General features: G+C 73.4%; 16 protein-coding genes and 1 pseudogene. 13 read left to right on the top strand and 4 right to left on the bottom strand.

The features are described from left to right. Positions 1-1,105: 1,105 nt before the first annotated feature. On the bottom strand, positions 1,106-1,708 hold the full coding sequence (locus ACYF6T_RS30955; RefSeq protein ID WP_461700579.1) for a MarR family winged helix-turn-helix transcriptional regulator: 603 nt from the start codon (positions 1,706-1,708) through the stop codon (positions 1,106-1,108). A 121-nt stretch (positions 1,709-1,829) separates the two neighbouring features. Here ACYF6T_RS30955 and ACYF6T_RS30950 point away from each other — a divergent pair, with 121 nt between their 5' ends. After that, complete coding sequence (locus ACYF6T_RS30950; protein WP_461700578.1) at positions 1,830-2,345, top strand: YceI family protein; 516 nt, start codon at positions 1,830-1,832, stop codon at positions 2,343-2,345. Positions 2,346-2,352: 7 nt separating this feature from the next. Here ACYF6T_RS30950 and ACYF6T_RS30945 read toward each other — a convergent pair whose 3' ends face one another. Continuing rightward, positions 2,353-4,083: a hypothetical protein gene (locus ACYF6T_RS30945; protein ID WP_461700577.1), complete on the bottom strand. Its 1,731-nt coding sequence runs from the start codon at positions 4,081-4,083 to the stop codon at positions 2,353-2,355. Between the two features lie 200 nt (positions 4,084-4,283). Here ACYF6T_RS30945 and ACYF6T_RS30940 point away from each other — a divergent pair, with 200 nt between their 5' ends. From ACYF6T_RS30940 to ACYF6T_RS30925, 4 genes are all read left to right on the top strand, one after another. Further along, complete coding sequence (locus tag ACYF6T_RS30940) at positions 4,284-4,673, top strand: cell division protein SepF (RefSeq protein ID WP_461700576.1); 390 nt, start codon at positions 4,284-4,286, stop codon at positions 4,671-4,673. Positions 4,674-4,746: 73 nt separating this feature from the next. Beyond that, positions 4,747-5,910 carry an AAA family ATPase gene (locus ACYF6T_RS30935; protein WP_461700574.1) on the top strand — a complete coding sequence of 388 codons (1,164 nt, stop codon included), beginning with the start codon at positions 4,747-4,749 and terminating at the stop codon, positions 5,908-5,910. Next, positions 5,907-6,233 carry a nucleotide pyrophosphohydrolase gene (locus tag ACYF6T_RS30930; protein WP_461700573.1) on the top strand — a complete coding sequence of 109 codons (327 nt, stop codon included), beginning with the start codon at positions 5,907-5,909 and terminating at the stop codon, positions 6,231-6,233. The genes ACYF6T_RS30935 and ACYF6T_RS30930 overlap by 4 nt, the downstream gene beginning before the upstream one ends. Before the next feature lie 216 nt (positions 6,234-6,449). After that, positions 6,450-6,920, top strand: a complete 471-nt coding sequence (locus tag ACYF6T_RS30925; protein ID WP_461700571.1) for a DUF6099 family protein — start codon at positions 6,450-6,452, stop codon at positions 6,918-6,920. 492 nt (positions 6,921-7,412) lie between these two features. On the opposite strand, the gene ACYF6T_RS30920 is transcribed toward ACYF6T_RS30925, so the two are convergent. Next, on the bottom strand, positions 7,413-7,583 hold the full coding sequence (locus ACYF6T_RS30920; protein WP_461700570.1) for a hypothetical protein: 171 nt from the start codon (positions 7,581-7,583) through the stop codon (positions 7,413-7,415). Positions 7,584-7,822: 239 nt separating this feature from the next. Between ACYF6T_RS30920 and ACYF6T_RS30915 the strand changes: the two genes are divergently transcribed. Then, the gene (locus ACYF6T_RS30915; RefSeq protein ID WP_461700568.1) at positions 7,823-8,743 is read left to right on the top strand and encodes an LLM class F420-dependent oxidoreductase; all 921 of its coding nucleotides are present in this window, start codon (positions 7,823-7,825) and stop codon (positions 8,741-8,743) included. A 78-nt stretch (positions 8,744-8,821) separates the two neighbouring features. Here the strand turns inward: ACYF6T_RS30915 and ACYF6T_RS30910 are convergent, their stop codons facing one another. Beyond that, on the bottom strand, positions 8,822-9,085 hold the full coding sequence (locus ACYF6T_RS30910) for a GlsB/YeaQ/YmgE family stress response membrane protein (RefSeq protein WP_461700566.1): 264 nt from the start codon (positions 9,083-9,085) through the stop codon (positions 8,822-8,824). A 120-nt stretch (positions 9,086-9,205) separates the two neighbouring features. Here ACYF6T_RS30910 and ACYF6T_RS30905 point away from each other — a divergent pair, with 120 nt between their 5' ends. From ACYF6T_RS30905 to ACYF6T_RS30875, 7 genes and pseudogenes are all read left to right on the top strand, one after another. Then, entirely contained in the window at positions 9,206-9,574 is a 369-nt protein-coding gene (locus tag ACYF6T_RS30905; RefSeq protein ID WP_461700565.1) for a hypothetical protein, read from the top strand. Between the two features lie 59 nt (positions 9,575-9,633). After that, positions 9,634-10,014, top strand: coding sequence for an ArsR/SmtB family transcription factor (locus ACYF6T_RS30900; RefSeq protein WP_461700564.1), 381 nt, complete (start codon positions 9,634-9,636; stop codon positions 10,012-10,014). Beyond that, a pseudogene (mgtA, locus tag ACYF6T_RS30895) lies at positions 10,007-12,563 on the top strand (magnesium-translocating P-type ATPase). Before ACYF6T_RS30900 ends, mgtA begins: the two are co-directional and overlap by 8 nt. A gap of 114 nt (positions 12,564-12,677) precedes the next feature. After that, entirely contained in the window at positions 12,678-14,387 is a 1,710-nt protein-coding gene (locus ACYF6T_RS30890; protein ID WP_461700562.1) for an LCP family protein, read from the top strand. Positions 14,388-14,466: 79 nt separating this feature from the next. Beyond that, entirely contained in the window at positions 14,467-14,685 is a 219-nt protein-coding gene (gene tatA / locus ACYF6T_RS30885; protein WP_461700561.1) for a Sec-independent protein translocase subunit TatA, read from the top strand. Positions 14,686-14,785: 100 nt separating this feature from the next. Then, positions 14,786-15,808 (top strand): permease, encoded by a 1,023-nt coding sequence (locus ACYF6T_RS30880; RefSeq protein WP_461700560.1) that lies wholly within the window; start codon positions 14,786-14,788, stop codon positions 15,806-15,808. Further along, positions 15,805-16,545 carry a TIGR03943 family putative permease subunit gene (locus ACYF6T_RS30875; RefSeq protein WP_461700558.1) on the top strand — a complete coding sequence of 247 codons (741 nt, stop codon included), beginning with the start codon at positions 15,805-15,807 and terminating at the stop codon, positions 16,543-16,545. The genes ACYF6T_RS30880 and ACYF6T_RS30875 overlap by 4 nt, the downstream gene beginning before the upstream one ends. The last annotated feature ends 2 nt before the right edge of the window (positions 16,546-16,547 follow it).

Raw genomic sequence — 16,547 nt, 5'->3', positions numbered from 1 at the left:
TGGTTGAGAGGGAGGACTGTGAGCGGCGAGTGGTGAGTAGGTGAGAGGAGGCTGCGGGAGGCGGGGGTGCGTGGGTGGGAGGGAGGACTGTGGGCGGCTGGTCGTGCGTGGGTGGGAGGGCCCATCGGAGGCGGGTGGTGGGTGGGTGAGTGGAGGGCTGCGGGAGAGGGCGTGCTGGGAGGCTGGTGGTGCGTCGGTGGGGGCGGCGGAGGGCTTCGGCAGGCCGGCGGAAGTGAAGTTCGGCGGCGGAAGTGAAGTTCGGTGGCGGTCGGGGCCTGCACCATGAAACTGACGGATTCCCTGACTGCGGTCGGCCGAGTCCGTCGGAAGGCCGGGAGGCGGACCCCTTTCGAGAGTGCGGGGGCGGCCTCTCCTAGGACGTGGGATGTCTGCCGAGGCTCGATGCTTCGGAGGCGCCCTGGGAGCTGGCGGGACGCGTCGGCGGTCACTCGGCCGCGTCGGCAGTCACTCGGACGGGCCGGGGGTCGCCTCCGCAGTACTCGGCGCCCCTTCCGCAGGTCCTCGCACCCCTTCTGCAGGGCCTTGAGCCCCTTCAGAGACCCCTGCCGTCTCCTACTCCTCCGCGATGCCCGCTGTCTCTCCGACAACCCCCGCTGTCTCCTCCGCGCCGCCAGGCACTCCCCTGGTCACGCCCCTGCCCCTTCGCCGCCGCCAGGCACCCCCGCACGCACACCCGGCACCCCCTCAGTCGCGCCCGACACCCCCTCGGTCCTGTCCGGCGCCCCTTCCGTGCTGCCCAGCACCCCCGCACGCACACCCGGGACCCCCCTCAGTCGCGCCCGACACCCCCTCGGTCCTGTCCGGCGCCCCTTCCGTGCTGCCCAGCACCCCCGCACGCACACCCGGCACCCCTGAGTCCCTCCCGGCACTCTCTTGGTCACGCCCCTGCGCCTTCGACGCCGCCCGGCACCCCCTTAGTTACGCCCGGCACCCCGTCAGTCCCGTCTGGCACTCCCTCGGTCCCGCCCGCCGCCTTCCGCGCCGCCCGGCACCTCCTCAGGCACGCCCGGTACCCCCTCACTCACGCCCGGCACCCCCTCGGTCCCGCCCGGCGCCCCCGCAGGCACACCCGGCACCCCGTCAGTCACACCCGGCGCTGCTCAGTCACGTCCGGTGCCCCCTCCGTGCCGTCCGTCGCTCCGTCCGCGGCGCCCCCGGCTCCCCCGGACAGGCCCGCTGGCTCCCCGGAAAGCGCCGCGCCCTCCCCGCCAAGTGACGGCAGCAAGCCGCACATTGCCTCGTGCTGGGCCGGTCCCATGACGTGGGTGAGGGCCTGCACGACCGTTTCCGAGAGGGCGCCGGAGGCCTCCGTCAGCAGGCCGCGGGCCTTGTCCGTGAGGGCGACCTCGATGCCGCGCTTGTCGCCGTGGACCGACTTGCGGGTGACCAGGCCCGCGTGCTGGAGGCAGGCGATCTGATACGTCAGCCGCGTCTTGGGACGGCCCAGGAGCTCAGCGACCCGCGTCATCCGCAGCCCCTCGGGCTCCTCGGCGAGCAGGCACAGGATCAGGAACTCGTCGTGGGAGACGTCCAGCCGCTCCTTCACCACCGGCCGCAGCCGCTGCTCCACCGCCCCCACGGCCGCCAGCATCACCATCCAGGCCCGCAACTCCTTGGGCAGCAGTCCGCCACCCCGCGCGGACGGGCATTCGGGCAGGTCGGCGGGGTGCTCCTCGGGGTCGGCCATAAACCGAGTGTACCTGTTGTCCAATTTTGGGAGAGATGGTTGTCCAGATTTGGATAATGAGCTAGCGTGCAGTCATCCAAATTTGAATCACACCGCCACCGCTCACCCACCTGGAGAACCCATGACCGTCGCCGTCGAAACCGGACTGTGGACCCTCGACGCCGCAGCCTCCACCGTCGCCCTGCGTCACAAGACGATGTGGGGCCTCGTCACCGTCAAGGGCGCCTTCACCACCGTCGGCGGACAGGGCGAGGTGCACCCCGACGGCTCCGCCGCCGGCACCCTGACGCTGGACGCCGCCTCGCTCGACACCGGGAACAAGAAGCGCGACGAGCACCTGCGCTCCGCCGACTTCTTCGACGTGGCGAACCACCCCGAGATCACCTTCGCCGTCCGCAGCGCCCACCTGCGCGCCGGCGACACCGTCGAGGTCTCCGGCCAGCTGACCGTACGCGGCATCAGCCGCCCCCAGTCCCTGACCGCCCGCCTGGCCGGCGCGGACGCCGACGCGCTCACGCTGGAGACGGAGTTCACGGTGGACCGCGCCGAATTCGGCCTCGGCTGGAACCAGATGGGCATGATCCGCGGCCTGACCACCGTCACCGCGACCCTCCGCTTCGTCCGCACCCCCGCCTGACGGACCGTCAACGGGCGCTCAGGTGCACGTCGGTGCTCGACAGCGTCTGCGGCGACCCCGTGTAGGCACGCAACCGGACCCGGGCGCTCGGCTTGCGGGGCAGGGTGTACCGGCCGGCGGCCGGGCGGATCTCCATCCGTACAGTGGCGTGCGCGGGCACCGTGACCGGACCCCGTACCACGGACCAGTACTTACTGGAGCCCTGGTTCTGGGTGAGCATGAAGTGGGGCGTCAGGGCGGTGCCGCCGGTGTTGGTCACCCGCAGGGTCAGCCGGGTGACGACGTCCGCGGAGGCCCTGCGCACGGCCGCCACCCGCATCCGCAGGGGCGGCGTCCCCGAGACCGCCAGGGCCGCGCCGACCAGCGCCGGGCACAGGGCGAGCACGGCCACCGCGGCCAGCACCGGGCGGCGCCGCGGCCCCGACAGCGGGCGCGGCCGGGGCTGCCAGGCGCCGGCGAACTCCGCGGCGGGGGCGGTCACCGCGGCGGCCAGCCACAGCGGGGTCATCATCAGGTAGTAGCCGTCCTGGGAGCGGGTCGCCAGGAAGAAGGCGCACCACGGCAGGACGGTCGCCGCCGGTCCCAGCCGGCGCACGAACAGCACCGTCAGCACGAGCAGCCCCGCGGCCAGCAGCAGGCTCGCGTGCGCGTACCAGTCGAGCCGGTCGCTGCCGTTCGTGAGATACAGGGAGACGTCCACCAGACCCTGGCCGTGTATGGTCGCGCCCTGCGTCAGCGGCAGCGCGATGCCCCGGATCCAGGTGCCCGGCTCGCTCACGATGAAGTACGTGTTGACCAGCAGCCACAGGGTGGCCGCCGCACCCACGAACCGCAGCACCACCAGCCCGGCGGCCCGCCCGCCCAGCTCGCCCCGGCGCACCGCGTAGAGCCCGGCCAGCAGGAACGGCGTGAGGAACCAGGGGAGTTGCTGCGTCGCGCAGGCCGCGCCCAGACACGCGGCCCGGGCCAGTCCGGCCGCCCCGAGCCGTCCGCCGCGCCCGATGCGCGGCCAGCGCACCACCACCGGGATCAGCAGCGCCAGCGCCGTGATCGCCGGATAGCCGAGGCGGGCGTAGGTCGGCAGGAATCCGAAGCCCAGGCACACCATCGTCGCCGCCGGCCGCCACGGCGCCGGCAGCATCCGCCACAGCACGACCGTGCCGAGGAGCAGCGCGCCCATGCTCACCGCCGTCGCCGGGGCGCCGCCGTGGCCCAGCCACAGCAGCGGGGCGGTCAGCAGCGGGGCCAGCGGCGGGTAGCCGTACGTGAGGTCGTAGCCGCCGTTCATCGTCGGGGTGAGGGCGACGCCGGGGCTGCCGAAGAGCCAGGGCCAGGGCTGTCCGTAGACCGGGTGCCCGGCGACGATCTCGCGGGCGGCCTGGGTGGTCAGCAGGGACTCGTCGGAGCCGCGGTGGTACATCACCCAGGTGCACAGCGCGAGCGTCAGCGCGGTCGCCAGCACGCACAGGTCCAGGCGGGCCAGCGAGCGGGCGCGGCGCACCGCCAGGGCCAGTACCCCGCAGACCAGGATCGAGGCGTAGCAGACGGAGATGACGGCGGCCACGGGCAGCCGGTGGCTGGCCGCCGACGTCCACACCGACCGGGTGCCGATGAAGAGGCTGATGTCGGCGAGCAGGGTCAGCACGCGATGCCACTGGGCGGGCGGTTCGGGGGCGGCGGGCGGTGCCGACCGGGTCCACCGACCGGGCCTCACCTGCGGGGTCTCTGCCAAGTGCACGACATCGGACGCTAGACCGGCCCGGTGAGCGGGCTGTGCGCGGAGGTGAAGAGTCCGGTGTGAGGCCAGTAAGACCTGAAAGGTCCCCCCGCGCGCGGCCGACTCGGTCGCGGACCGTGTCGCTGTTGGGCCGAACGGGTGACTTGGCGTAAGAATTGGCTGGTGCAGGCAACGAGTGCGAGTCAGGTCGGGGGGAGCCGGTGAACAGCCACGACGTCACCGATGAACAGTGGGAAGGGCTCGCCCAGGTCGTGCCGCTGCGCGGACGCGACGCGTGGCCGTCCGCGGTGGACCACCGCGCGATGCCGGAGGCGGTGACCGAACCGCGCCGCCGTTTCGTCGTCCTGCGGGTCAACGTCTTCGGCGACGCCCGCGAGGTCGCCGAGACCCTGATGGCGGGCGTCCCTGTCCTGCTCGACCTCAGCGGCGCGGAGACGGACGTCGCCAAGCGCGTCCTCGACTTCAGCACCGGAGTCGTCTTCGGCCTGGCCAGCGGCATGCACCGGGTCGACCGCAACGTCTTCCTGCTGACCCCGTCCGGCACGGAGGTCACCGGCCTCATGGAGAGCGCGGGCGCGACCGGCACCTGAGCCGGTCCCCCGATCGTAGGAAGGCCGTTGCGGCAAAACGGTTCCCCTGACGGCGGAGCCCTACGGTCCGGATATGACCGAGTCATCCGTGTCGTCGGCGACGGCACCACCCGCACCGCCCGGCCCGTCCCGGCCGTGCATCACCGAACTGCGGCTGTCCGCCTTCGGGCGGCATCGGGGTGCCGTGTTCGGGCTCGGGCCGGTGAGCGTCTTCGCCGGCGCCAGCGGCAGCGGCAAGACCAGTGCGCTACGGGCCTACGAGGCGCTCGCCCGGCTCGGCGGCGGGGCCGAGGTCGGTGCGGTGTTCGGCGATCCGGGGGCCTGCGTGCCGGAGCGGGCGCGGCCCGACGCGCAACGGCGGCGCGGGTTCCGTATCGGCTGCACGGCGGACGGGCCCGAGGGGCCGGTCCGGCTCGACGTCGCCGTACAGGCCGAGCCCGAACTGCGCATCGTGGGGGAGCGGTTGACGTCGGGCGGACTGGTCCTGCTGGAGACCGCGCTGCGCGACCCCGCGCGCCCCTGCGTACAGGCCGCCTGGCACACGGCCGGCGCCTCGCCCGTCACCCGCGCCCCGCTGCCCGACGACCGCCTCGGCACCGCCCTGCTGCCGCTGCGCGTGGCCGGCAAGACCGACGGACAGCGCCGGGTGCTGGCCGCCGCCGAACAGATGGTGGTCGCCCTGCGTTCCGTCTTCGCCTGCGACCCGCGCCCCGGCCGGATGCGCGCCCCCGTGCCGACCGGCTCCGGCCGCCTCCTCGCCGGCTGCGACAACCTCGCCGACGTCCTGTGGCGTACGCGGACCGAGTGCGGCCGGCGTCACGCGCAACTCGTCGCCGCGCTCGCCGCCGGGTGCGCCGGGCCGGTCGCCGACGTGCTGGCCGAGCCCCTCGGCGACGGGACGGTCCGGGCGGTGCTCGACCGCGGCGACGGCACCCGCACCGGCTTCGGCCGCCTCGGCGACGGCGAGTTGCGCTACGCCGCCCTCGCCCTGGTGCTGCTGACCGGGCCCGGCGTGCTGGCGGTGGACCCGGCCGGGGAGGTGCCCCCGGCGATGCAGACGCTCACCGTCCTCGCCGACCGCTTCGAACGCTGCCTTGATCCCCGCCAGCGGGCCGAACTGCTGCGGCTGGCCGCGCTGATGAGCCGGCGCGGACACATCCGTTTCGTCGCCGCGGTGAGCGACGCGGCCTTCGCCGCCTCGGCGGACGGCGTCACGGTGGTACACCTGGAGCCGTGACCGAACCTCTCGATGTGGCGAAACTGCAGCGCAGGCTGGCCGAGTTCGCGGCGGCGCGCAACTGGCAGCCGTACCACACCCCCAAGAACCTGGTGTCCGCGCTCAGCGTCGAGGCCTCCGAACTGGTCGAGATCTTCCAGTGGTTGACGCCGGAGGAGTCGACGCGGGTGATGGCCGACCCCGAGACGGCGCACCGGGTGACGGACGAGGTCGCCGACGTGCTCGCCTATCTGCTGCAGTTGTGCGAGGTGCTCGGCATCGATCCGCTCGCCGCGCTGGACGCGAAGATCGACCGCAACGAGCGGAGGTTCCCGGCGCCGTAAGGCGGGCCCCCGAGGGGACCACCGGTCCTGCCCTCACTGGGAGTTACCGCGTCCGTTTTCACTCTCCGCAGTCGATAACCTGCCATACACCAATTCGTTGTCCACAGATTTCCGGCTTCCTCTGGCTTTTCGTCCCGGATGAGCTCACTCTGGGTAGTGGACAGCGGGGTTCGGGCCGGGCGTGCGGGCAGCGCGTCGTGACAGACGGGGACAGCGATGGACGCCATGCGACTCATCGTGACGAGCAGACGAGCCCTGGCGGGGAGCGGGAGTCCGCCGGAGATCCTGACGGAGGTGTGGCAGGCGCAGGCCCTGGCCCAGGCGATAGGCAGCCGCCTCGCCGTCGCCGGACCACCCGAACTGCGGGGCGAGGCACTGGGGTTGACGGAGCTGGCGGGCCGCGGCTGCGGGGTGCTGGACGAACCGGACCTCGACCAGGAGGACCTGCGCGCGGCCCAGCTCACCGAACTGGGCGACGCCCGCCAGGCCCTGCTCTGCCTCGGCGGCCTGCTCGGCGAGGTCGGCATCGCCCTGGTGGGCCTCGCCTGCGCCGCCGACGACGAGGGCACCTACTGGCAGTGCATGGAGGCCATCGACGCGGCCGACGAATCCCGCGACCGCGTCCGCGAGATGCTGCGCAGACTGGCGGACCGCGAGGAGACCGTACCGGAACGGGAGGCGGGGTAGGGGGCGTCCGTGGCGGAATGGGAGGCGGGGTAGGGGGCGTCCGTGGCGGAATGGGAGGCGGGGTAGGGGGCGTCCGTGGCGGAATGGGAGGCGGGGTAAGGCGCGTCCGTGGCGGAATGGGAGGCGAGGTAAGGCGCGTCCGCGGCGGAACGGGAGGCGGCATGGGGGGCGTCCGCGGCGGGCGAGCGCCCCGTCCCGCGGCTCGCTCGGCGCACGGCTTGCCGGCACATGGTTCGCCTGGCACACCGCTTGCCCGGCACGTGGTTCACCTGGCGCGCGGCTCGCCCGGTGTACGGCTCGCCCGGTGCACGGCTCGCCTGGCGCACCGCTTGCCCGGCACGTGGTTCGCCTGGCGCACCGCTCACCCTGCGCACCGCTCACCTGCCCACCGCTCGCCTGCCCACCGTTCACAGTCGCCGTCGCGGTGGACCTGGACGCGGATGCCGTCCAGTTTCTCCTCCACCGCGCAGGCGCCCAGCGGCCCGAGCGGCCTCAGCCGGTCTCGCCTCCCGGCTCGGTGGGGACCCGGGTCGCGGACTGCAGGTCGGCGTCCAGGGCCGACAGGTCCGCGTTCAGCGCCGCCATCAGCTCCTCCATCTGCTGCAGCAGCCCCTTGGGCTGGCCCCCGCCCCCGACCTGCTGCGGCACGGATTCTTCGGACATGACGGCCTCCTCGGCCCCGGGCCCCACACGGAGGCCGACGCGGGTACGCCCCGGCGGCGACCGGCCGGTGCGGGCGCCGGGCGGTCCGGCTCCGCACCGGCAACGATCACCGCCGGAGCCGGGTCACTGGCCCGGGCAGCCGCTGTGCACCGGGTTGACGCGATTTCACCCGACCGGGGACGCCGGTGACCGGAGGGACCGGCGGGATGGACTCGTACGCGTGTGTGCAGGATGGATGTATGGATCTGCGCATCTTCACCGAGCCTCAGCAAGGGGCCACCTACGACACCCTGCTCACCGTGGCCAAGGCCACCGAAGACCTGGGTTTCGACGCCTTTTTCCGTTCTGACCATTATCTCCGCATGGGCAGCGTCGACGGCCTCCCCGGCCCCACCGACGCCTGGATCACCCTCGCCGGACTCGCCCGCGAGACCCGCCGCATCCGCCTGGGCACCCTCATGACCGCCGGCACCTTCCGCCTGCCCGGCGTCCTCGCCATCCAGGTCGCCCAGGTCGACCAGATGTCCGGCGGCCGTGTCGAACTCGGCCTGGGCGCGGGCTGGTTCGAGGAGGAGCACAAGGCGTACGGCATCCCCTTCCCGAAGGAGAAGTTCGCCCGCCTGGAGGAGCAGCTGGAGATCGTCACCGGCCTGTGGAAGACCGAGGTCGGCAAGACCTTCGACTTCCACGGCACCTACTACGACCTCACCGACTCGCCCGCGCTGCCCAAGCCCGCCCAGGAGAAGATCCCCGTCCTGATCGGCGGCCACGGCGCCACCCGCACCCCGCGGCTGGCCGCCCGCTACGCCGACGAGTTCAACATCCCCTTCGCCTCCGTCGAGGACAGCGAGCGCCAGTTCGCCCGCGTCCGCGCCGCCGCCGAAGAGGCCGGCCGCGGCCCCGGCGACCTCGTCTACTCCAACGCCCTCGTCGTCTGCGTCGGCAAGGACGACCAGGAGGTCGCCCGCCGTGCCGCCGCGATCGGCCGCGAGGTCGACGAGCTCAAGGCCAACGGCCTCGCCGGCACCCCCGCCGAGGTGGTCGACAAGATCGGCCGCTACGCCGCGATCGGCTCCCGGCGCCTGTACCTCCAGGTTCTCGACCTCGCCGACCTGGACCACCTGGAGCTGATCTCCTCCCAGGTCCAGTCCCAGCTTTAGTCGCAGGTGCCGTAAGGACCCGGACGTCGTAGCCGTAGCCCCCGGGGCCGTGCCCCGGGGGCTGTCTCGTGCCTGCCGTCAGCGGCGCAGCTTCACCTTGCTGAGCGCGGCCACGCCGAGCGCGGCCAGGGCGATCTGGATGAGCCATTCGATCCAGTCGACGCCCTTGGTGTCGGCGACGCCGAGTCCGGAGGCGATGCCCGTGCCGATGAACGCGGCGACGATACCGATCACGATGGTCCACAGGATGCCGATGCGCTGGCGACCGGGAACGACGAGCCGCCCGAGGACACCGATCACGATGCCGATGACGATCGCGCTGATGACGCCTGAAATCTCCATGCCCACCGGGTGCCCGGCGAAAGAGGCCGCACTCCCGCACTGTGCGGATTGCGCAAAGCCAGGACTATTAGACTCGCGACTCCGCCTTGGACGACCGGGGGATGAATGAACGGCAGGCGTTTGCGTGCGCCAACAGTGTTGTTTCCGGGACTGCTGGCAGTGGTGGGCCTGCTGTTCCTGCTGCCCGGCTTCGGTCTGCGTGACCTCGTCGGCCGTCCCTACCTCGGCGACGGGCTGATCACCGCCGGTCTGCTGCTCGGCGCGCCGGCCGTCGGAGCGGCGGTCGGCGACCTGATCTGGCTGCGGGTGACCCGGGCCCGCAGACTGTGCGAGACGGCCGACGAGACGCCCGACGAGACGCCCGGCAAGACGGCCGACGGGACGTCCGCCGAGCGCCCCGGCAGCCCGGCGACCACCCCCGAAGACGTGCTCCAAGACACCCCCGGAGACGCCTGTGAAGGCACCCCGCAGGGCCCGCCCGAGGCATGAGGCCCTGCACCTAGACTGTGTGTGCGCAGGTGAGTCGGCTGTGACGACGGTGGGACGGGATGGGGCGGGAGAGAACCGTGGCGGAGAGCGTCGGTGACTACGAGGACCCGTCCGCCCAGGTACTGGCCGAGGCGGCCGCCGCCTTCGGGCTGCTCGCCTCCTCCGCGCGGCTGCACATCATGTGGGCGCTGGCCCAGGGCGAGAGCGATGTCACACGCCTCGCCGACCGGGTCGGCGGCGCGCTGCCCGCGGTCAGCCAGCACCTGGCGAAGCTGAAGCTCGCCGGGCTGGTCCGCTCCCGCCGCGAGGGCCGGCGCCAGGTCTACTACGTCGACGATCCCGACATCGTGACCGTGGTGCGCGTGATGGTCGGTCAGCTGACCGCCCGCTCCGAGCAGGCCGCCGCGCCGGTGCGCCGGCTGCACGGAACCGGTGGCTGACACCACCGCGGCCTCGGGGCGGCAGGCGCCCCGGGCGCCCGTGCCGACCGTGCTGGAGGTGCTGCGCCGGCTGGACGCCGGGCCGCGCGGCCTGACGGAGGCGCAGGCCGCCGAACGCCAGGCCCGCTGGGGCGAGAACACGCTCCCGGCCCGCCGCGCGCCGTCCTGGACGCGGCTGTTCGTGTGTAGTCTGCGCGATCCGTTCACCGCCGTGCTGGCCTGCCTCGGCCTGGTCTCGGCGGCCGTGTTCGCCTGGGGCACCACCGCGGTGATCTTCCTGCTGGTGGTGGTCAGCTGCGTGCTCCGCGCCTCCGGTGAGCACCGGGCCGACCGCTCCACGGCCGCGCTGCGCGACCTGGTCGCCGGCACCGCGACCGTCCTGCGCCGAGCCGAGGGCACCGCGCCGCCGGCCACCCGCGAGGTCCCGGTCGAGGACCTGGTCCCCGGCGACGTGATCCGGCTCGGCCCGGGCGACCTGGTCCCGGCGGACGTACGCCTGCTGCGCGCCCACGGGCTGACCGTGCACCAGGCCGCGCTGACCGGCGAGTCGGCGCCCGTGGCGAAGTCGGCGGACGGCGACCCCGAGGACCCGGACGAGCCGCAGTGCTGCTTCCAGGGCAGCAGCGTCGCCGCCGGCAGCGCCACCGCGGTCGTCACCGCGACCGGCGCGCACACCCGGTTCGCGGCCGCACACGGTCCTGCGCCCGACCGCCGCCCGGAGGCGAGCGCGTTCGACCGCAGTGTGCACGGCGTCTCCTGGATCCTGATCCGGTTCATGCTGCTCACCCCGCCGCTGGTCCTGATGGCCAACGCGGCGCTGCGCGGACGCGGCCTGGAGACCCTGCCGTTCGCCGTCGCGGTGGCCGTCGGGCTGACCCCGGAGATGCTGCCGGTCCTCGTCACCGCCTGTCTGTCCCGGGGCGCCGCGCTGCTCGCCCGCGACCACGGCGTGATCGTCAGGCGGCTGCCCGCCCTGCACGACGTCGGCGCCATGGACGTGCTGTGCCTGGACAAGACCGGCACGCTGACCCAGGACCGCCCCGTCCTCGACCGCGCCCTCGGCCCCGACGGCCGCGCCGACCCCGCCGTCCTCGACTGGGCCGCCGTCAACGCCTGGTGGACCCTGCAACTCGCCGAACTGCCCGCCGCCGACGCCCTCGACGAGGCACTGCTGGCCGCGGCCGACGAGGAGACGCTCATGGCGTATGAGGGGACCGGCGCCGTCCCCTTCGACCCGCGCCGGCGCGTCGCCACCGCCGTCGTCCGCACGCCGGGCCGGCCGGGTCGGCAGACCCTCGTCGTCAAGGGCGATGTGGAGGCCGTCCTGGAGCGCTGCGCCGTGCCCCGGGACGAGCGCACGCGGCTGCGCGACCTCGCCGCCCGGCAGGCCGGTGACGGGCTGCGGGTGCTCGCGGTCGCCACCGCCGTACGCCCGGCACGTGCCCCCGGCCGGCCGCCGGCCGACGAACGCGGCCTGACCTTCCGGGGGTTCGTCACCTTCCGGGACGCGCTCGCGCCGAGCGCCGCCGACGCGCTGAAGGTCCTCACCGAGCAGGGCGTCACCGTCAGGGTCCTCACCGGCGACCACCCGGCGACCGCCGCCCCGCGCCTGCCGCGACCTCGGCATCCCCGTGCCGGAGGACGCCGTCGCCGTCGCCGGTGCCGAACCCGCCGGCCATGCGACCGTCCTCGCCCGCTGCACCCCCGACGACAAGGCCCGCGTCGTCCGGGACCTGCGTGCCGCCGGGCACACCGTCGGCTTCCTCGGCGACGGCGTCAACGACCTGCCCGCCCTGCGCGCCGCCGACGTCGGCATCGCGCCGCGCGGCGCGGCGGGCGTGGTCCGCGAGGGCGCCGACGTGGTGCTCGCCGACAAGGACCTCACCGCCGTCGCCCACGCCGTCCGGGCGGGCCGGCACGCGAGCGGCAACATCGCCACGTATCTGCGCGTCACGCTCTCCTCGAACCTCGGCAACGTGATCGCGATGCTCTCCGCGGGCCTGCTGCTGCCGTTCCTGCCGATGCTCCCGGCACAGGTCCTCGCGCAGAACCTGTGCTTCGACGCGGCCCAGCTCGCCTTCGCCCACGACCGCCCGCACCCCTCGGCGCTGCGCCGGCCGGCCCTGCTGCGCCCGCGCGACCTGCTCCGTTTCCTCACCGGGTTCGGCGCGCTCAACGCCGTCGCCGACCTCGCCACCTTCGGCGTCCTCGCGCTCGCCCTGCACGGCCCGGGCACGGGCGACGACGAGGCGGTGTTCCACTCCGGCTGGTTCACCGAGAACCTGCTCACCCAGGCCCTGGTGATGGTGCTGCTGCGGGTCGGCCGCTCCCGTGCCGAGGGACGGCGGCCCGGCCCGGTCGCCTGGTCCGCGGGCACGGTGGCCGTCATCGGCCTGCTGCTGCCGCCCTCGCCGCTCGGCCCGCCGCTCGGACTGACCGCCCTGCCCGCTCTCTACTACCTGCTGCTGCTCGCCGTCCTGGCGCTGTACGCGGTCGGCCTCCGGGCGGCCACGGTCCGTTACGAACGACGCCACCAGGCGGTTTCATGAGATCTCTCACCTGAGAATTACGTCAGGATCCGCGCTGTAAAGGCCGTGGCCTTGTTAGATTGCGCAACCAGGCAACCCAAGCCTGAGGGGTCCGACCGTTCATGGGAGTGGGAGATGAGTGACCCGTGGGACGGTCCGGTGGGGCGTGCCACGCGCGGCCGCACCGCCCAGGTGCCCCGACAGCGCGGGCCCGAACCGGACGGGGCACGCCCGCCCGGCGGCAGGGCGGCGGCGCGGCAGGCCGCGCGCAGGGGCGGCGGCAGGCGCGCGCGGCGCCGGGCCCGCCCGGTACGGCGCGGCAGGCGGGCGCTGAAGATATTCGGGATCGGCATGTCCGTCCTGATCCTGGTGGTCGCCGGGGCCGGCTACTGGTTCTACGAGCACCTCAACGGCAACATCAACAGCGTCGCGCTCGACGGCAAGGGCGGCACCGAGAAGGCCGACGCCTTCGGGCGCACCCCGATCAACATCCTGGTGATGGGCTCGGACGGGCGGACCAGCGCGGCGGACTGCAAACTCGGCGGCGGCTGCTCCAAGACGGGCGTGCAGACCGGCTACGGCAACGCGGACGTCGAGATGGTCGTGCACATATCCGCCGACCGCTCCAACGCCACCGTCATGAGCATCCCCCGTGACACCATGACGAACGTCCCCGCCTGCAAGGACACCGAGAACGGCACGTCGACGGCCGGGTACTACGGCCAGATCAACAGCGCCCTGCAGTACGGCCCCGCCTGCCAGGTGGCCACCGTCCACCAGCTCACCGGCATCCCCATCGACCACTTCGTGAAGCTGGACTTCTCCGGCGTGGTGAAGATGTCCGACGCGGTCGGCGGCGTGTCGGTGTGCGTCAGCGACAACGTGTACGACACCTACTCGCACCTGAAGCTCTCCAAGGGCACGCACACCCTCAAGGGCGAGGCCGCCCTGGAGTTCGTCCGCTCCCGGCACGGCTTCGGCGACGGCAGCGACCTCGGCCGTACGATCTCGCAGCACATCTTCCTCAGCGCGATGATCCGCAAGTTCAAGAGCGCGGGCACGCTCACCGACCCCACCGCCGTCTACAAGCTGGCCGACGCCGCGACCAAGGCACTGACCGTGGACGACGGCCTGGGCACCGTGAAGAAGCTGGTCGAGCTCGCCGCCGACGTGAACAAGGTCCCCACCAAGCGGATGACGTTCACGACGATGCAGACCGCGCCCGACCCGAGCAACAGCAACCGCGTGGTGCCCGCGACGGCCGCGAAGACCCTGTTCTCCACCATCGCCAACGACCAGTCCCTGACGACCGGTTCGGGCAAGAAGTCCGCGGCCGCCTCCGCCACCGCGAAGGCCACCGCCTCGGCCGTGCCCGCCGCGCAGATCGCCGTGACGGTGGAGAACGGCACCGAGATCACCGGCCGCGCCTCCGCGGTCGCCACCGCCCTGACCGACCAGGGCTTCAGCTCGGAGACGACCACGGCGAACGCCCCCAGCCAGGCGACCACGACCACCCTCACCTACGGCACCGGGCAGAAGGGCGAGGCGCAGACCGTGGCCAAGGCCCTGGGCCTGTCCTCCTCGCACCTCAAGCAGGGCACGGGCACCGGCCTGACCCTGGTGATCGGCAGCGACTGGCCGAGCGGCACCAGCTATCCGGGCGGAACCTCCTCGCCCGCGCCCGCCGACACCAAGGCGGCGGTGTCCGACGCCCACGCGTCGACGGCCGGGTCCAAGTCCTGTGCCACGGTCAGCCCGTACAAGACCGTCAGCCTCAACGGGGTGGCGATGACGCCGGCGCAGGCGTACGCGGCGGCGAGCGGCAAGCCCGACTCCGACGAGTGACGCCGGTGACCGCGCTCACCGCGATGTTGGTACAGTTGCGCAACACGGCAACTGTGGCGCGTAGAGAAGGGCGGGCGGCATGCTCCGCAACGGACTGGAACCCTGGCACCTGCTGATCGTCGCGATCGTCATCATCGTGCTGTTCGGCTCCAAGAAGCTCCCCGAGGCGGCCCGTGGGCTGGGCAAGTCCATGCGCATCCTCAAGAGCGAGGCCAAGGCCATGAAGGAGGACGACGCGACGCCGGGCGCCGCCTACGCGGTGGCCGACGGCACGGCGGAGGCCGACCCGGCCGCCTGACGCCCTTTCCGGCCGTCACCCGGGTGCGACGGCGTGGGGGCGGGGCGGGGGCCGGTTCCCCGGTTATCTTCGGCGGCAAAGTCGGATAATCGGGGTACATATGCAGAAAACGGATGAACGGCCCGTCGTCCCGCACGTCGTGGCCGCCCCTCCCGCCGGCCCGCCCGCGCTCCGCGCCCGCGTGTGGCCCTGGGCGGCCGGCGCCGCGATCGCCCTCGCCGTCGCCGGGGCCACGGCCGCCGGCTGGACGGACCGCCCGGCCGTCGCCGCCTGGCGGACGGTCTGTCTCGCCATCACCGTCCAGGCACTGCCCTTCCTGCTGCTGGGCACCGCCCTCTCCGGCGCGATCAACGCCTTCGTGCCGGCCGACCTGTTCACCCGGGTGCTGCCTCGCCGCCCCGCGCTCGCCGTGCCGGTGGCCGGTGCCGCCGGCGTCGTCCTGCCCGGCTGCGAGTGCGCCTCGGTGCCGGTGGCGAGCAGCCTCATCGGCCGTGGCGTCACCCCGGCCGCGGCCTTCGCCTTCCTGCTCTCCGCGCCCGCCGTCAACCCCATCGTGCTGACCGCCACCGCGGTCGCCTTCCCGGGCAACCCGGCCATGGTCGCCGCCCGCCTGCTCGCCTCCCTCGCCACCGCCGCCGTGATGGGCTGGCTGTGGCTCTGGCTGGGCCGCGAGGAGTGGCTGCGCCCGGCCGTACGGCACACCGGGCACCGGCCGGGCCACAGCCGCCTGCGGGAGTTCCGGCGCGGCTTCCAGTACGACTTCCTGCACGCCGGCGGCTTCCTGGTGCTCGGCGCCATGGCCGCGGCCACCTTCAACGTGGCCGTCCCCGGGTCCGTCCTGGACGCCTTCTCCGGCTCGCCCTGGCTCTCCGTGCTCTTCCTGGCCGCGCTCGCCGTCCTGCTCGCCGTCTGCTCGGAGGCCGACGCCTTCGTCGCCGCCTCGCTGACCGGGTTCTCGGCGACCGCCCGGCTGGCGTTCATGGTCGTCGGCCCGATGGTCGACCTGAAGCTGATCGCGCTCCAGGCCGGCACCTTCGGCCGGGCGTTCGCCCTGCGCTTCTCCACCGCGACCACCGTCGTCGCCGTGGCCTGCGCCGTCCTGACCGGAGGTGCGCTGCTGTGAGACGCCCGCTCCAGGTGCTCCTGCTGGTCCTGACCGGACTCGGCCTGCTGCACACCGCCCTGTTCACCGACCTCTACCTGCGCTACGTCAAGGAGGGCCTGCGCCCGCCGCTGATCGTCTCCGGCGCCCTGCTGGTGCTGCTGGGCGTGACGGCGGCCTTCGACCGCGACGGCGGGCACCACGGTCACGACGAGGATCACGGGCACGGTCACGGGCACGACCACTCCGCCGCCCCCCGCATCGCCTGGCTGCTGTTCCTCCCCGCGCTGAGCCTGGCGTTCTACGCCCCGCCCGCCCTCGGCGCGTACACCGCCTCCCGCGCCGGCACCAAGGCCACCACGGCACGGCACCGGTTCGACCCGCTGCCCGCGACCTCGCCCCTGCCGATGACCCTCACCGAGTTCATCACCCGCGTCCAGCAGGACCGGCAGGCCGCCGTCAGGGGCCGCAGCATCGGCATGACCGGCTTCGCCACCCCGGCTCCGAGCGGCGGCGGCTGGTACCTGACCCGCATCATCTTCACCTGCTGCGCGGCCGACTCCCAGACCGTCAAGGTCCGCATGTACGGCACCCCCGCCCCACCCCCCGACACCTGGCTCGCGGTCACGGGGACGTGGCACCCCAAGGGCACCCTCGGCACGCGATCCGCCGAGCCCGCCCTCGACGTCCACCGGGCCAGACGCGTCTCCCCGCCCCTCAACGCCTACACGGACGACCTGCCCCTGACGCCGTCCTGACC

This window comes from Streptomyces sp. 7R007 (genome assembly GCF_054850255.1).
The sequence above is the reverse complement of the archived record's forward strand: the minus strand, read 5'-3'. Positions and strand labels throughout refer to the sequence as shown.

Bases quoted from the DNA above. Each gene is read 5' to 3' on its own strand.
- ACYF6T_RS30955 (WP_461700579.1), bottom strand. From the start codon at position 1,708: ATGGCCGACCCCGAGGAGCACCCCGCCGACCTGCCCGAATGCCCGTCC.
- ACYF6T_RS30950 (WP_461700578.1), top strand. From the start codon at position 1,830: ATGACCGTCGCCGTCGAAACCGGACTGTGGACCCTCGACGCCGCAGCC.
- ACYF6T_RS30935 (WP_461700574.1), top strand. From the start codon at position 4,747: ATGACCGAGTCATCCGTGTCGTCGGCGACGGCACCACCCGCACCGCCC.
- ACYF6T_RS30925 (WP_461700571.1), top strand. From the start codon at position 6,450: ATGGACGCCATGCGACTCATCGTGACGAGCAGACGAGCCCTGGCGGGG.
- ACYF6T_RS30920 (WP_461700570.1), bottom strand. From the start codon at position 7,583: ATGTCCGAAGAATCCGTGCCGCAGCAGGTCGGGGGCGGGGGCCAGCCC.
- ACYF6T_RS30915 (WP_461700568.1), top strand. From the start codon at position 7,823: ATGGATCTGCGCATCTTCACCGAGCCTCAGCAAGGGGCCACCTACGAC.
- ACYF6T_RS30910 (WP_461700566.1), bottom strand. From the start codon at position 9,085: ATGGAGATTTCAGGCGTCATCAGCGCGATCGTCATCGGCATCGTGATC.
- ACYF6T_RS30900 (WP_461700564.1), top strand. From the start codon at position 9,634: ATGGGGCGGGAGAGAACCGTGGCGGAGAGCGTCGGTGACTACGAGGAC.
- ACYF6T_RS30890 (WP_461700562.1), top strand. From the start codon at position 12,678: ATGAGTGACCCGTGGGACGGTCCGGTGGGGCGTGCCACGCGCGGCCGC.
- tatA (WP_461700561.1), top strand. From the start codon at position 14,467: ATGCTCCGCAACGGACTGGAACCCTGGCACCTGCTGATCGTCGCGATC.
- ACYF6T_RS30880 (WP_461700560.1), top strand. From the start codon at position 14,786: ATGCAGAAAACGGATGAACGGCCCGTCGTCCCGCACGTCGTGGCCGCC.